The sequence below is a fragment of the Pseudomonas sp. KCJK9016 genome (assembly GCF_046231795.1).
In the GTDB taxonomy this organism is placed as follows: Bacteria; Pseudomonadota; Gammaproteobacteria; order Pseudomonadales; family Pseudomonadaceae; genus Aquipseudomonas; species Aquipseudomonas bananamidigenes.
In genome coordinates this window covers 24,871-38,820 of sequence record NZ_JBJJMM010000028.1, presented here as the reverse complement: position 1 = coordinate 38,820, position 13,950 = coordinate 24,871, and the positions used below count along the sequence as shown (strand labels likewise).

At 57.0% G+C, this 13,950-nt stretch carries 15 protein-coding genes; 14 read left to right on the top strand and 1 reads right to left on the bottom strand.

Annotation, left to right across the window (positions count from 1 at the left end; genetic code table 11):
* Positions 1–209: 209 nt before the first annotated feature.
* Positions 210–1,583, top strand: a complete 1,374-nt coding sequence (locus tag ACK6BI_RS23165) for an AAA family ATPase (RefSeq protein WP_409318887.1) — start codon at positions 210–212, stop codon at positions 1,581–1,583.
* On the top strand, positions 1,576–2,316 hold the full coding sequence (locus ACK6BI_RS23160; RefSeq protein ID WP_409318886.1) for an HNH endonuclease: 741 nt from the start codon (positions 1,576–1,578) through the stop codon (positions 2,314–2,316). The genes ACK6BI_RS23165 and ACK6BI_RS23160 overlap by 8 nt, the downstream gene beginning before the upstream one ends.
* An 18-nt stretch (positions 2,317–2,334) precedes the next feature.
* Here the strand turns inward: ACK6BI_RS23160 and ACK6BI_RS23155 are convergent, their stop codons facing one another.
* Positions 2,335–3,066 carry a LexA family protein gene (locus ACK6BI_RS23155; RefSeq protein WP_409318885.1) on the bottom strand — a complete coding sequence of 244 codons (732 nt, stop codon included), beginning with the start codon at positions 3,064–3,066 and terminating at the stop codon, positions 2,335–2,337.
* A gap of 79 nt (positions 3,067–3,145) precedes the next feature.
* Here ACK6BI_RS23155 and ACK6BI_RS23150 point away from each other — a divergent pair, with 79 nt between their 5' ends.
* From ACK6BI_RS23150 to ACK6BI_RS23095, 12 genes are all read left to right on the top strand, one after another.
* Positions 3,146–3,406 (top strand): hypothetical protein, encoded by a 261-nt coding sequence (locus ACK6BI_RS23150; protein ID WP_409318884.1) that lies wholly within the window; start codon positions 3,146–3,148, stop codon positions 3,404–3,406.
* Positions 3,407–3,738: 332 nt separating this feature from the next.
* The gene (locus ACK6BI_RS23145; RefSeq protein ID WP_163974176.1) at positions 3,739–4,257 is read left to right on the top strand and encodes a phage regulatory CII family protein; all 519 of its coding nucleotides are present in this window, start codon (positions 3,739–3,741) and stop codon (positions 4,255–4,257) included.
* The gene (locus ACK6BI_RS23140) at positions 4,250–4,477 is read left to right on the top strand and encodes a TraR/DksA family transcriptional regulator (protein WP_163974177.1); all 228 of its coding nucleotides are present in this window, start codon (positions 4,250–4,252) and stop codon (positions 4,475–4,477) included. Before ACK6BI_RS23145 ends, ACK6BI_RS23140 begins: the two co-directional genes overlap by 8 nt.
* Complete coding sequence (locus ACK6BI_RS23135) at positions 4,467–6,683, top strand: VapE domain-containing protein (protein ID WP_409318883.1); 2,217 nt, start codon at positions 4,467–4,469, stop codon at positions 6,681–6,683. The genes ACK6BI_RS23140 and ACK6BI_RS23135 overlap by 11 nt, the downstream gene beginning before the upstream one ends.
* A complete protein-coding gene (locus tag ACK6BI_RS23130; RefSeq protein ID WP_236190972.1) occupies positions 6,676–7,035 on the top strand; it encodes a hypothetical protein in 360 nt (119 codons plus the stop codon). The genes ACK6BI_RS23135 and ACK6BI_RS23130 overlap by 8 nt, the downstream gene beginning before the upstream one ends.
* Positions 7,036–7,562: 527 nt before the next feature.
* Complete coding sequence (locus tag ACK6BI_RS23125; protein WP_119427028.1) at positions 7,563–7,907, top strand: phage holin family protein; 345 nt, start codon at positions 7,563–7,565, stop codon at positions 7,905–7,907.
* A 155-nt stretch (positions 7,908–8,062) separates the two neighbouring features.
* Positions 8,063–8,653, top strand: coding sequence for a terminase small subunit (locus ACK6BI_RS23120; RefSeq protein ID WP_409318882.1), 591 nt, complete (start codon positions 8,063–8,065; stop codon positions 8,651–8,653).
* Between the two features lie 4 nt (positions 8,654–8,657).
* Positions 8,658–10,700: a phage terminase large subunit family protein gene (locus ACK6BI_RS23115; RefSeq protein WP_409318881.1), complete on the top strand. Its 2,043-nt coding sequence runs from the start codon at positions 8,658–8,660 to the stop codon at positions 10,698–10,700.
* Position 10,701: 1 nt separating this feature from the next.
* On the top strand, positions 10,702–10,908 hold the full coding sequence (locus tag ACK6BI_RS23110) for a phage head-tail joining protein (protein WP_095139911.1): 207 nt from the start codon (positions 10,702–10,704) through the stop codon (positions 10,906–10,908).
* Positions 10,908–12,386: a phage portal protein gene (locus tag ACK6BI_RS23105; protein ID WP_409318880.1), complete on the top strand. Its 1,479-nt coding sequence runs from the start codon at positions 10,908–10,910 to the stop codon at positions 12,384–12,386. The genes ACK6BI_RS23110 and ACK6BI_RS23105 overlap by 1 nt, the downstream gene beginning before the upstream one ends.
* Positions 12,383–13,558 carry a head maturation protease, ClpP-related gene (locus ACK6BI_RS23100; RefSeq protein ID WP_409318879.1) on the top strand — a complete coding sequence of 392 codons (1,176 nt, stop codon included), beginning with the start codon at positions 12,383–12,385 and terminating at the stop codon, positions 13,556–13,558. Before ACK6BI_RS23105 ends, ACK6BI_RS23100 begins: the two co-directional genes overlap by 4 nt.
* On the top strand, positions 13,555–13,899 hold the full coding sequence (locus tag ACK6BI_RS23095) for a head decoration protein (protein ID WP_409318878.1): 345 nt from the start codon (positions 13,555–13,557) through the stop codon (positions 13,897–13,899). Before ACK6BI_RS23100 ends, ACK6BI_RS23095 begins: the two co-directional genes overlap by 4 nt.
* Positions 13,900–13,950 lie beyond the last annotated feature (51 nt).

The following is a 13,950-nucleotide window of genomic DNA, read 5'->3' as shown; positions in this document are numbered from 1 at the left end:
GTGTAGGGTTGCTGTGGTGTGCATGGTTTTGCCTCGCTCTGTGGTGGAAGAGTGAGGTAAATATCAACTGATAGTTGATATTAGTCAACCCCCTCTTATCTCCCTTAGAGAAAATGGGCACGAGGACATTTTCAGAGTAATGGCTAATTGCCAATAACGTCGGATCTGGTATAGCTTCTATTTTTTTTTATTACAATAGGGACATTAGCATGCTCGAGAGCTGCATTTATCGTGGCCAAAGACTCCATTTTCATACGCGTACTGTTGACCAAGAAGGCAATATTTTCACAACAATTGTAGGGCGCAATGGGTCTGGTAAAAGTCGCTTTTTAAGAGAGCTAGTTAACTCTTTTGCGGAGGTGAATGAGCCTCGCAGAGAAAGGGAATTAAAAGAAATTTCCAGTTTGAGCGATTTAATAGGAAGTCGCCCAAAAAATATAATTGCTTCGTCAACAAGTCCTTTTGATAAGTTCCCTATACCTTATAGTAAAGTTGGCTATGAGCTTACTCATGATAACTATTATTTCTATCAGGGCTTAAGGGGGTTGGGAAGTTCAAATCTAAGTCTTGCTTTCATGAGTCGTACTCTCGGCTTTTTAATCAAGGCGCTAAGTAGCGATAGGGAACGTGTAGGCACTGTGATGGAGGTGCTAGATTACTTAGGGTATCAAGAGTTTATCGTTGCGCGGTTTATGCTGGATGTGCCAAGAGATTTCATGACGGGCTTCATATCTGCACATAATCCTACGGACTTTATAAATAATTTTTTAGGCAATGCCACGAATATCATAGGTATTCACGGGCGCAGAATTAGAGGCCTTCTCGACAGCATAACCAGTGAGGAGGATATATATAATCTGAGAAGTGCATTGCGGGATTTCTTGAGTAATTTTGGTCGCCCGCGAATTGATGCGGTGATTAGTGGTGCAGGAGCAGTGGATGCTATTTCCGGAAAAATACTAACTAGACATTTCAATGTGCTGTTGGATATGGGGTTGTTGCGACTTCGTGATGTGACATTGAAAAAGAAAGACGTAGAGGATGGTTTTACCATCACGGATGCGAGTTCGGGTGAGCAATGCGTCTTAATGGCGCTTATGGGGCTCGCTGCAAATATTAAAGATGGTTCTCTAGTTTGTATTGATGAGCCGGAGATTTGCCTTCATCCTGAGTGGCAAGAGCGTTACATAAAGTTGTTGATGAAGACTTTTAGTGGTTTTAAAGGATGTCATTTTATTATCGCTACACACTCACCTCAAATCATATCTAAACTTGCGGATGATAACTGTTTTGTGCTGGATATCCAAACTGGTAGAACTATCGATGCTAAGGATCTAAATAACAGATCCGCTGACTTCCAGTTGGCAAGAATTTTTGGGGCCCCGGGTTTTAAAAATGAATATTTAACAAGAGAGATACTGAACGCGTTGACTACTTTGGGGGCTGGGCGATCTTTGTCCGAGGAGCGGATAGCAGCATTGGAAGATCTGCTTAAGCTTAAGGAGATTCTTGAAGAGGATGACCCGGTTAGAGACCTGTTGACTCTATTAGATGGGGCGTTGGAGGCAAGAAAAAATGGCTAAAGTCCCGCCTCCTGAATGCTTTTTAATGCCTGTGGTTTACGTTGGGAAATTGAAAGAGAAAGTCGAAAGCTTTAATAAGCTACCTTTAAGTTCAAAAAAAGGAAAGCTTTGGGACTCCACAGATGATGGTGATATGGAGGATGTAAAGAAGTTCATCAAGGATCATTACAAGATCGCACAGAACTATAGGTGCCCATATTGTCAGCAAAAAATAGAAGTGGAGCACAACGGTTCGTGGGACGCTGAGCACATTATTCCGAAGGATACTCATCCGCAGTTCATGTTTGAACCGAGGAATTTATGTGTTAGCTGTAAAGATTGTAATTTAATCAAGTTGAATAAAAGGGTTCTAAAAAATCAGAAACGTGTGACATTTCCTGATGCTGCTGACGATTATCTTTTTTGCCACCCTCACTATCACTCGTATTTTGATCATGTAAATATTATAGAAGAGGCAGGCTTTTATTTGCCAAAAACTCGCCATGGCGTCCATTTAGTGGAAATCTGTGGGCTTTTAAGGTTCGTGCTAAAGTATGCAGACTGTGAATGGGATGATGATCAAATATGTTTGCAAGTGCAGTCTTTGGGGGACGAGCTTGTCAGTACGAAAGAGCCCGAAGCCAGGATAGCAATCATGTCTATGATGAAAACGTTGCTAGATGATGGAATTCGTAAAGCTACTTATGCAGGAATTAAAGCAAGAGTTGAGCGCTTTGCGATGTCAGCAGGTTGACTGGTCAAAGTAGTCGGCTTATTCAGGGATAAATGAGCCGACTACTTTTCCGCATATATGGGTTTCTTCTGTTATTTCGATTATCGGATATTGCGGGTTTATTGGCCTAAGGAATTGCCGACCTGCATCTTCTACCAAAATTTTAAATGTTGCTTCATTTGTGCGAGGCACTCTCGCAATCACACGATCACCAGTCTTAGTTTCAGCCTCAGGATCCACGAAAATTATACATCCAGTTGGATAGCTTCGACCGGGGCCTGGATTGGTCATAGAGTCGCCTTGTACCCTAAGAGCATAACCATTCTTACTTATAGGAACGGGGCAGGATAACCACGAAGCGGAATCATAATCTTCCAGGTTTGATACCGCCTCGCACCAAGCACCAGCTTGGACCCAAGAAATTATGGGTATTTTTCCAAAATGTTGACTTACATTTGTAATGTTACTCGCTTCGCTAATTGCCATTTGGTGAACGTTGCTATCGCCCTTTTGTTCTTTGGGTAGCACACCATACTCCAGCCATTCCCTGCGAACCTTTAGCCATTCACAGAGCGCTGACATGCTGTCCGCCTCAGCAATAGCTTCCCCGTTCAACCATTTACTAACGGCCTGAGTGGTTTTATCAACGCCCACGCTTTTCAACTGACGATGGATATCCACTCCACGACCCCGGGTGCGTACGCCGGCGTCGTCGAGGGCTTCATGTAGGCGCTCGCTGAAAGCTGCGCGGAGAGAATTTTTATCAACCATTGGTTGAGAGTCTCATAAAGGTTGCGCAATAGTCAGTTGATCTATAACATCAACCGAAAGTTGATAAGTGGAGGTTGTCATGTTGGACCCCGCAGATTTTCCGAGCGCGATTGCATTTGCGTTTGAAGCCGTAGGCGGCATCGGGGCCGCCGCGAAGGTATGCAATAGAAGCTATCAGGCGTTGAACAAATGGCGTCAGGCTGCGTGCTTGCCGCGAACGGATTACACAGGTGAAACCAAATACGCAAAGCTGTTAGCGACTGCGGCAGAGCAGAAAGGCAATGTATTCCAAGCATCTTGGCTGTTGAACGCATCGGCACCTCATAAAGCCGCAGCGTAGCAAGAAAAAAGGCGGCCCTTAGGGTCGCCCAGTTCCTCCCGGCACGCACCACCACAGCGCTGTCGGGTCGCGATAAAGGTAGGCGGGCACACCACATGCAACCACCTCTCTTTATCGCGCTTTTCCAAGGCTCGGAAGCCTTGGTGTTGCTGCCTTTTCCACCACAGATTAGGCAGCTGTTGCGCCAAGGGTGAGCAACGGATTGCTCGCCCCGGCACGGTGCCGGTATCGATCCCGAAGATCTAGCCGGCGTTTGGGCCTCTTCAAGCCACGCGGCAAATGTATCACCACTGCACGCCGCGCGGCACTGGCAACTTACAAGGATTAATGCCATGAGCCGTATCATTCTGAGCTCTCTAGACCGGGCGCAGCGGGAAGTTTTGCCGCTCGATCTTGCGCTTTACCATGCTGCACGGGACTACCCCGGCGGCGCCGCTGCTATCGCCGCCACCACCGGCCGAAATGCGACCACGCTGCAACACAAGCTTTCCCCAACCCATCCAAGCCACACGGTGAACATTCAGGAGTTCGGCGAGATTCTGGAGTTGACCAAGGATCGCCGCATTCTGGATGCGGTGCATGCGCTGGTCGGTGACACGACCTGGCAGGAGCTGGCCGAGGCGTACACCAATGACATGCCCGAGACGTTGACCACCGGTATCGCGGAATACTTCCGCAAGGTGGCGGATCTGGCGGACACCTGGGCCAAGAGCATTGGTGACGGTGTCGTTACTGATGAGGAACTTGCCGCGATTCGCCTGCAGGTGTTTCGTGGGATTCAGGGCTTGCTGGGGATGTTCAACCGCGCCACGTATGTCAACCAGACGACGCGGGGTGTTGATCGTGGCTGACATCGCTGACTTCGCTAATGACCTGGTGCAAGAGCGTATCGATCAAGCGCTCGCTGCACGCAACGCCGCCAAGCCCGCTTTGGCGGCGCATTCGTTTCTGTACTGTGAAACGTGTGATGACCCGATCTCGGAGGCCCGTCGTTTAGCGTCGCCCGGCTGCACACAATGCGTGGGATGCCTTTCTCTCGAGGAACTGAAGGGGGCTCGCCATGCTGGATGAGGTACTGGGGCAATTCGCCGATTACGGGCTTGAGCCCGCGCAGCCATTGGTATTCGGTAAGCTCACTCGGTGCAAAACGGCGCAGGACAAGGGCAAGGAAAAGAACGGCTGGTACATCGCCCACGAGCATCGCACCGAGAAGGGTGAGACGCTGATTTTCGGCGCGTTTGGTGACTGGCGTTCGGGTGAGTCGCAGAAGATCAAGGTCAAGGCCGGGCGGATGTCGCCGGAAGAGCGTGAGGTTATGCGCGCTCGACAGGAGGAGGCCAAGCGCCGCGCTGCAGAGATTGCGGCCAGTGCGGCACGTCGTGCAGCCAAGCGAGCGGCGGGCATGTTCAAGCGCATGCCGGAGAAGGGCCGTAGCGACTATCTGGATCGTAAGCAGATCGTCGGTATCGGTGTTCGGTATGCGCCGCGAACCGGTGCGTTCCTGGTGCCGATGTGCAACGTGCGTGACGAGATTGTCGGCCTGCAGGTGGTTTTTCCAACCAAGCAGGAAGACACCGGCCGCGACAAGACGTATTGGCCCTATGGGATGTCGAAGGAGGGTGCTTTTCACCTGATCGGTCCGCATCCGGATCCCGGTGAGCCGGTGTTGGTGTGTGAGGGCTATGCCACGGGCGCAAGCCTGCATATGGCGACGTCGCTGACCGTGGCCATCGCATTTGACGCCGGCAATTTGCTGGTGGTGTGCAAGGCAATGCGTGAGCGCTTCGCCGGCTGCCCGCTGATCATTTGCCGGGACGATGACTGGAAGACCACGAAGCCTAACGGTGATGCCTGGAACCCTGGTGAAGAGAAGGCCAACAATACGGCGCTGATCGTCGGTGGCCAGGTGGTTGCGCCGATCTTTTCCGGTGAGCGGGAGATCAAGTGGACCGACTTCAACGACCTGCATGTTGCCGAAGGTTTGGAGGCTGTGCGCCGTCAGGTGCTGGCGGTGGTCAAGCCGCCGGCCGCTGGTGGCTGGAAAGACATGTTGGCTCGGAGCGAAAGCGGCGCGCTGATCGCGCACATGCAGAATGTCGAGTTGATCCTGGCCAACGATGAACGTTGGGCCGGGGTGATCAGTTACAGCGCGTTCAGTTCGAAGATCGTGAAGCTGCGTGCGGCGCCGTACGGCGGCGGCACGGGCGATTGGGCGGACATCGATGATGTGCGGGTGATGAAGTGGCTCGCGCAGCAGTACAACTTGCGGGTCAAGGCGTCGCATGTGATCGAGGCGGTGAGTGTGGTTGCGCATGACCATGCGTTTCATCCGGTGCGGCAGTACCTGCGCAAGCTTGAGTGGGATCGCGTGCCGCGCCTGGAAAGCTGGCTCACGGATGTCATGGGCGTGAAGGCCACCGATTACTCGTCCAAGGTGGGTAAGCGCTGGATGTTGTCGGCGGTGGCCCGGGTGATGAAGCCGGGCTGCAAGGCTGATTCGGTGATGATCCTTGAGGGGGCGCAGGGCGCCGGTAAGTCGACGGCGATGAGCATTCTCGGTGGCGAGTGGTTCATGGATACGCCGTTCGCCCTCGGCGACAAGGACGGCTTTCAGGCGATCCGGGGCAAGTGGATCGTCGAGCTGGGCGAGTTGGACAGCTTCAACAAGGCCGAGAGTACCAAGGCCAAGCAGTTTTTTTCGGCGTCCACCGATACCTACCGTGAGAGTTACGGCCGTCGGACGATGGACGTGCCGCGTCAGTGTGTGTTCGTGGGGACAACTAACCAGGACGAATACCTCAAAGACGCGACTGGTAACCGGCGTTATTGGCCGGTGGCGTGTACGAAGGTGGATCTGGAGCTGTTGCGCTCGATCCGCGATCAGCTGTGGGCTGAGGCGGTGTTCTGTTACGACGCAGGCGACCTCTGGTGGGTGACGCTGGATGAGGCGGCGATGTTCGGCGAGGAGCAGGACGAGCGCTTTGTGGTGGACGAATGGGAAGGGCCGATTCTGACTTGGCTGGAAGAGTCGCAGATCGGCGAGACCACCACCGGCAGCGAAGTGCTAAGCAGTGCGTTGAAGTTGGACTTCGGGCATTGGGGTAAGCCTGAGCAGATGCGCGTCGGCGCGATCATGCATCGGTTGGGATGGCGGCGTGTTCGGATGCCGCCGCTGGTGAAGAGTGGTCAGCGGCCCTGGGCTTACAAGAAACCTGCAGGGTGGGGCGGTGCTTCGGCGTTGAAGCGGGAACCGATTGAGGAGCCTTGCTTTGATTAAGGAGATCGATTCGCTGCTTCGGTTGTGGGCGCAGGAGCTGCATTCCGAACATTCGAAAGGGGGGCTTGCTGGGGGGAACATGGTTGCCATGATGATGGAGAGCAATGGGCAACTGATCCGTGGACGGCGGGCCTTTCGTGCGCCGCTGGAGAGTTCTCTCGACATCGAGCTGATCGTGACCAAGCATCTGGCGCCCGAGCTGGTGACGGTTGTGCGGGAGCATTACTGCATGCTCGATGTTGATATGCGCTCGCGTTACGCACACTGCGGTTGCGGCCGCGATACGTACTACCAGCGTCTGCATGACGCACACCTGCAGATCTTCGGGGTGATGATGGGGATTGCTGCGTGACCCCAGGCATTCGTCCGGCTGTTGCTGTCCCACTGGCCCGTCTTGTCCCGCTGCGTTTTGATGCAGTGGGACAGGTGCGGGCCTTGTCGTTGTTGGGCTGTCCCACCGTCCCGCTACAAAGTGCCTCCCGCCCATGTAAGCGTAGCGGGCAGCAATACGCGCGTTTCGCGCGCACGCGTGTTCTTTAAGACTCTTCCTTTACACGAGAAAGGAGAAATCAAAGTAGGACAGTGGGGCGAAGCCCCGAATTTAGGCGCTCTCAGGCGTCCTACTTCGATTCCGAATGGTGGGACAGATGGGACACCGCCGAAACAGCAGAATGCCGGGGTGGGATATTCGCCGACATTCGCTAGGCGTTCACCCGGTGTTACCCACATATTCGCCGGGTGGCGTTAAACCGGGGTTGCTGCCACCGGAATCGACCTGTAAAAAGTAGTCATCTTCGATAGGTGCGACCGCAGAGAGCGGCAGGCACCACACCACCAAACCCGGCCATTGCGCCGGGTTTTTGCGTTTAGGGGTTGGCGATGACAAACGAGCAACAAGCGCTGGCAGAGATGCCGATCTGGTTAGTGATCGTCCTGGCCCTGGTCGGCGGCGTATCGGGGGAGATGTGGCGGGCCGACAAGGATGGGGCGCGGGGCTGGGCATTGTTGCGCCGCCTCGCGCTTCGGTCCGGGGCCTGCATTGTCTGCGGGGTGTCGGCGATGATGCTGATGATCGCAGCTGGCATGACGCTCTGGACAGCGGGCGCCTTGGGTTGCCTGACGGCAATGGCCGGTGCCGATGTGGCCATCGGGTTGTACGAACGCTGGGCTGCCAAGCGGTTGGGCGTCTGCGAAGTCCCGCCAGCCGGGGGCGAGCAGGGGTGATGCACCGATCTGGGGCGCCGAAAACCGCCGGGGACCCTGGCGAATTTCGGGGGGTACGGGGTCGGAAACCCGCGGGACTGTGTTAGCGGACGGTTCACCAGCTTAGTGAACTGAGGTGAACAGGTGAACTCGTGGGGTGAACTGGAGAATTAACCATGACAATCATCAGCAAAACGGAGTTTGCGGCCCGGCGTGGTTGGGCCAAATCCTATGTTTCAAAATTGGCCAGCCAAGATCGGCTGGTCCTCACCGAGAACGGCAAGATCGACCTGGAAGCCACTGAGGCACTGCTCGATAAAACCAGCGACCCCAGCAAGACCGCTGTCGCTGACCGGCATCAGCAAGATCGGATTCAGCGTGACGTTTACAACCATCTGTCGCCCCTTGCGGAGCCTACTTCCACGGCTGCGCCGCCGCAGCTGATGCCGAGCGACGGCAAACACCCCGATTATCAGAAGTCCCGCGCTCTGCGGGAGCACAACATGGCCAAACTGGCCGAGATCGAGCTGGGCAAAGCGCAAGGTTCGCTGGTGTCTAGGGAGGCCGTCGAGACCGGCGCCTACGACGCGGGCCGATTGCTACGCGACCAGTTGTTCGGACCGCTACCTCAGCTGTCCTACGACTTGGCGGCCATGACCGATCCCTGGCAGATCGAAAAACACCTCACCGCGACAATCCGTCGAACGCTGGAGGAAGCCGAGCGGCTTTCATCAGCGGACCTTGATCATGCCTTAACAGTGAACTGAACCTATGCACACGGAATTTTCTGACGGTGCAAAGGTGTACCGTGAGAATTACTTTCGTGGCCTGCGGCCCGACCCCGATCTCTGGATCGACGAATGGGCTGACGATTACATGCGGATCCCGCGTGACACCGGTGCCCCCGAGCCCGGCCAGTACCGCACTTCACGGACACCTTATGCCCGCGAGCCAATGCGCTGCCTGTCGCCGGCTCATCCTTGCAGGCGCGTGGTTACCATGGTGGCCTCGCAGTTGATGAAAACGCAGATTGCTCTGAACTGGATGGGCGGCCTGATCCATATGGCCCCTTCGAACATCCTGGCGCTACTGCCCAGTCTCGGCCTGTCCAAACGGGTATCGGGGCGGATTAGCAAGACCATTCAAGCCACTCCTGTATTGCGCGAGCGGGTCGCGGCCACTCGCTCGCGAGACGCGCGCAACACGATGGACACCAAGGAATTCGAGGGTGGCTCGCTTTACGTCACTACCGCCGGTTCTGCGGCCAACCTGTCGGAGCTGTCGGCACGCTACATCTACGGGGACGAAGTCGACCGCTGGGAAAACGACGTCGGCCAAGAAGGTGATCCGATCAAGCTTGCAGAGACGCGCGCGACCAACTTCGGCCGCAATGCCAAGATCTACTTTTCCAGTTCACCGACGATCAAAGGCGCCTCGCGGATTGCCGATCTGTTCGAGTCCAGCGATCAGCGCCACTACTACGTGCCTTGTCCGCACTGTGGGCACATGCAGGTGCTGGAGTGGGAAAACCTGCTGTACTCGGACGATTTCAGCGTAGTGCATTACAAGTGCGCGGCGTCCGGGTTGGACTGTGACGTTCTGATCGAGGAGCACCATAAGAGCGACATGCTCGCCCGGGGCGAGTGGCGTGCGCACGCTAGCGGCGACGGCAAGACGGTGGGATTTCATCTCAGCGCCTTGTACTCACCGACCGGCTGGATGGACTGGACCTCGCTTGCCATCGAGTTTGAAGACGCGAAAAAAGCTCAGGCTCAAGGCGATACCAGCCTGATGCAGGTGTTCTACAACACCCGGTTGGCCAAGGTCTGGGACAGCGCGCTCGAACAAACCAAGGCGGAAGTGCTAATGGCCCGTGCGCGGCAGGAGGCCTATACCCTCGGCACGATGCCGGCCGGTGTACTGATGCTGACCGGCGCCGTCGACGTACAGGCCAACCGCCTAGAAATGATGGTGATGGGTTTTGGTGTTGGCATGGAGCGCTGGATTGTGGATCACCAGGTCATCTGGGGCGATCCAGCCGATGAGCGCACCTGGTCGGTGCTGGACGAAAAACTCAAGGTTCGCTACCGGCATCCTTGCGGTGTTGGCTTAGGCATCCTTGCCGTTGGCGTCGACTCCGGCGGTCACCACACCGATGAGGTTTACCAGTTCTGCCGAGTTCGTCGCTGGCGCAACGTCTTTGCCATTAAAGGCGCGAGTAAGCCCGGGAGACCGGTCATCGCGCAGCGTCCATCACTGGTCGATGTGACCTGGAAAGGCCAGACCGAACGTAACGGTGCCGAGTTGTGGTTCGTCGGGACTGACACGGCCAAGGACTGGATCTACAACCGCTATCCGTTCCCGGACGGGCCAGGCTCTCTGCACTTTGCCAACGACTTACCGGACGAATTCTTCGCTCAGTGCGTGGCCGAACGCAAAGTCGTGCGTTACGTGCGCGGTCACAAGCGCATCGAGTGGATCAAGGGTAAAGCCGAACGCAACGAAGCCCTCGATCTGATCGTGTACTGCTTGGCCATGGCCCATTACCTCGGCATCAACCGTTACCAGGAGCACGATTGGGATCGAGTGCGTCAGGCGCTGGCGCAGTCAGGGTTATTCGACGATGCGCCGGCCAAACCGGTCCCGGCCGAGCTCGTTGAACAAGCCCAAACAGCCGAAACAGCGCCGCCGGCTGCTGTCCGGCAAGCCCAGTTGTCACCACCAACACCGGCTGCATCTGTCGCACCTGCGCGACCTGCTGCATCGCCATCACAACGCCGCAGCTCTACCAGCGGTTATCTGAAGAGACGCTGATATGTCCTTTACCCAACAGCACCTCGACGTGATCGAGAAGGCCATCGCGCGCGGTGAAAAAACCGTTCGCTTTGGCGACCGCACGGTCGAGTACCGCACGATCAACGAGCTTCTGCAGGCGCGTGAAGAAATTCGCACCTCGTTGCTCAACGCTGCCGGGCCGCGTTCACGCGTGGTCCGGCTTTATCACGGAGGCAAAGGACTTTAATGGCTCGTTATCCGACGCTGACCCGTAACGGATTCTTGCTGCCGTCGAATATCAAGGCCAGTTACGAAGGCGCCGGGGAGGGCCGTCGTTCTGCTGGCTGGGATGCGCCCGACAATGGCTTGAACACTATCAACACGCCGGCTCTGCGCAATCTGCGTTCACGTTCGCGGGCCGCAGTGCGCAACGACCCTTATGCTTTCAACGTTATTGAAAAGCGCGTCAGTAACCTGATCGGCACCGGCATCAACCCGCGGCCGAGGACGGATGACGACGCGTTGCGCAAGCGATTGCAGGAACTGTGGGAAGACTGGGTCGATGAATCGGACGCCGATGACCTCACCGACTTCTACGGCCAGCAGGCGCTCGCAGCGCGCACGGTCGAAACCTCCGGCGAATGCTTCATTCGGTTGCGGCCACGCAGTCTGGACGATGGTCATGCGGTACCGCTGCAATTGCAGTTGCTCGTACCGGAGTTTGTGCCGCACGACAAATTTGAAACCACTCGCGACGGTAACGTGATCCGTGCCGGCATCGAGTTCAATCCGGTGGGCAAGCGCGTGGCGTACTGGATGTACCGCTCGCACCCGGGCGATCCCTCGGCATTGCATTCTGGCTACAACCAGCTTGTGCGGGTACCCGCCACCCAGGTGCTGCACATCTTCGAGCCACTTGAGCCTGGGCAGTTGCGGGGCGTGCCGCGCTTGTCGCCGGTGCTCAAGCGCCTGCGCAGCCTCGACAACTACGACGACGCTGTGCTGTTTCGCCAAGAGGTGGCCAACCTGTTCGCAGGCTTCATCACCCGACCGCCGCCGGAGTCCGGTCCCATGCCGCGCGACCCGGTTACCGGTCAGCCGCTGATGACCGACCGCGACGGCTTTACGCCAATGGTCGCGCTCGAGCCCGGCACCATGCAGGAACTCGGGCCGGGCGAAGAGGTGGAGTTCTCCAAACCACCGGACGCCGGTAACAACTACCCGGATTTCATGCGACAGCAACTGATGGCCGCTGCTGCCGGTACCGGCACACCCTACGAGATCCTCACCGGCGACATGCGCGAGATAAACGACCGCGCGTTGCGCGTTGTGCTCAACGAGTTTCGCCGTCGGCTGGAGCAGCTGCAGTTCAGCGTTTACGTGCATCAGCTGTGTCGTCCGGTCCGAGCCGCGTGGATGGACATGGCGGTGCTGTCCGGTGCGCTGGTGCTGGAGGATTACGCCCAACGTCGACGCGAATATCTGCGCACCCGCTGGGTACCGCAGGGCTGGGCCTACATCCAACCGGTGCAGGATGTGCAGGCGCGCACGATGGAAGTGAAAGCCGGTTTCGCCTCGCGCAGCGAGATGGTGCTGCGCACCGGCTACGACGCCGAAACGGTTGATGCAGAAAACGCCGCTGATCTTGCCCGGGCCGTGCGCCTGGGCCTCAACTACAACACCCTCGACGTCATCGAGTCGCTCGACGACAAGGAGCAATCATGAGCAAACAAGCGCGACCGCGTATTTACAACAAGGCTGGCGAGCGCGTGCAGGTCTCGGATAAAAGCTGGTACGCCATGCAGGCCAACGGCGAAGCCGAACAGCGCACCATTGAAGTGTTCGTCTACGGCGAAATCGGTACCTGGGGCATCACTGCCAATCAGTTCGTCCAGGATCTACGGGCGATGGACGACGGCGTGTCGCCGGTGGTCGCCGCCTTCAACAGTGTCGGCGGCGATCTGTTCGACGGTCTGGCTATGCACAACGCGTTGTCGCGGTTGGGCGAGCGTTGTACCGGCCGGGTCGATGCACTGGCCGCTAGCGCAGCCAGCGTTGCGGTGTGCGGGGCGCACCGTGTGGTCATTGCGTCCAACGCGATGTTGATGATCCACAACCCGTGGACCTACGCCGCCGGCGACGCCGAGAGCTTTCGCAAGGTCGCCGATGTGTTGGACCAGACCATGGAAGCCATCATCGCGGCCTACAAGGCCAAGGCTCCTGACATCGATGAAACCGAACTGCGCCGCCTGGTTGCGGCCGAGACCTGGTTGACTGCGAATGAGGCAGTGGCACTGGGACTTGCTGACGAGGTCGGCGATGGCGTCAAGGTCAAAGCGTGCCTGGGGCAGGGCGCCGTGTTGCAGCGCTTTCAACACGTCCCAGTTGAGCTGCTGGCCCAACTCGATGAACCCACGGAGCCCGAACCGGAACCTAAGCCAATACCGGAGCCGGTGCCGCCGATTGCAGATGATCCACCGGCGCCGGCGTCCAATGCTGCGCAACTGGCGGTGCTGATCAGTCAGCGTTGCACGGCAGCGGGCATCAGCAACCTGATCGAGCCGCTGCTCGCAGTCACCAAGCTGGAAAGCGAAGCGGTGGTGCAGGCGGCGCTGACCCAAGCCAAAGCCATCAACGACCTGTGCGTCGCCGCGCGGTTACCGGAGTTCAGTGCCGAGTATGTCTCAGCCGGCCTGGATGCCACAGCGGTACGTGCCCGCCTGTTCGAAAAACTGGTAGGCAGCGGCAAAGGCTTCGAGATCGACAACAGCCTGCCGCTAGCCGATGACCCTCCGCCGAAAGTGCAGGCCAAGCAAATCGACCAGCCCTCGATCTGGTCTGCACGCCAAGCGGCGCAGACCGGCAAACGAACCTCACTTACTGGAGCTACTGCATGAACATTCAACGTGAACCGATGCACGCCGGCGAATTCCTGCTGTCCGAGGGCGCTGGCACCATTTCCCGCGAAGCAATCAACGTCGCCGCCGGCCCGGCGCTGGAGCCTGGTCAGATCCTGGGTCTGGTCACCGCCACCGGCGAATTCGCCCCGTACAACCCGACCGCTGAAGACGGCAGCGAGAACGCGCAGGCGATTCTCTTCGGCCCGCTGAGCATGTCCGACATTGTCCGTCGCGGGCGCGCCGTGGTGCGGCTGGCAGAGGTCAGCGAAGCGCATTTGACCGGTCTGGATCTGGCCGCCGAGAAAGCGCTGGCTGCCCATAACGTGATCGTCCGGTAAGGCGAACACCTTCAAATTTTCAGCCCGCCCTGTGCGGGTTTTTTGTTTTCT

Bases quoted from the DNA above. Each gene is read 5' to 3' on its own strand.
- ACK6BI_RS23150 (WP_409318884.1), top strand. From the start codon at position 3,146: ATGTTGGACCCCGCAGATTTTCCGAGCGCGATTGCATTTGCGTTTGAA.
- ACK6BI_RS23160 (WP_409318886.1), top strand. From the start codon at position 1,576: ATGGCTAAAGTCCCGCCTCCTGAATGCTTTTTAATGCCTGTGGTTTAC.
- ACK6BI_RS23100 (WP_409318879.1), top strand. From the start codon at position 12,383: ATGAGCAAACAAGCGCGACCGCGTATTTACAACAAGGCTGGCGAGCGC.
- ACK6BI_RS23105 (WP_409318880.1), top strand. From the start codon at position 10,908: ATGGCTCGTTATCCGACGCTGACCCGTAACGGATTCTTGCTGCCGTCG.
- ACK6BI_RS23095 (WP_409318878.1), top strand. From the start codon at position 13,555: ATGAACATTCAACGTGAACCGATGCACGCCGGCGAATTCCTGCTGTCC.
- ACK6BI_RS23135 (WP_409318883.1), top strand. From the start codon at position 4,467: ATGCTGGATGAGGTACTGGGGCAATTCGCCGATTACGGGCTTGAGCCC.
- ACK6BI_RS23110 (WP_095139911.1), top strand. From the start codon at position 10,702: ATGTCCTTTACCCAACAGCACCTCGACGTGATCGAGAAGGCCATCGCG.
- ACK6BI_RS23115 (WP_409318881.1), top strand. From the start codon at position 8,658: ATGCACACGGAATTTTCTGACGGTGCAAAGGTGTACCGTGAGAATTAC.
- ACK6BI_RS23145 (WP_163974176.1), top strand. From the start codon at position 3,739: ATGAGCCGTATCATTCTGAGCTCTCTAGACCGGGCGCAGCGGGAAGTT.
- ACK6BI_RS23120 (WP_409318882.1), top strand. From the start codon at position 8,063: ATGACAATCATCAGCAAAACGGAGTTTGCGGCCCGGCGTGGTTGGGCC.
- ACK6BI_RS23125 (WP_119427028.1), top strand. From the start codon at position 7,563: ATGACAAACGAGCAACAAGCGCTGGCAGAGATGCCGATCTGGTTAGTG.
- ACK6BI_RS23155 (WP_409318885.1), bottom strand. From the start codon at position 3,066: ATGGTTGATAAAAATTCTCTCCGCGCAGCTTTCAGCGAGCGCCTACAT.
- ACK6BI_RS23165 (WP_409318887.1), top strand. From the start codon at position 210: ATGCTCGAGAGCTGCATTTATCGTGGCCAAAGACTCCATTTTCATACG.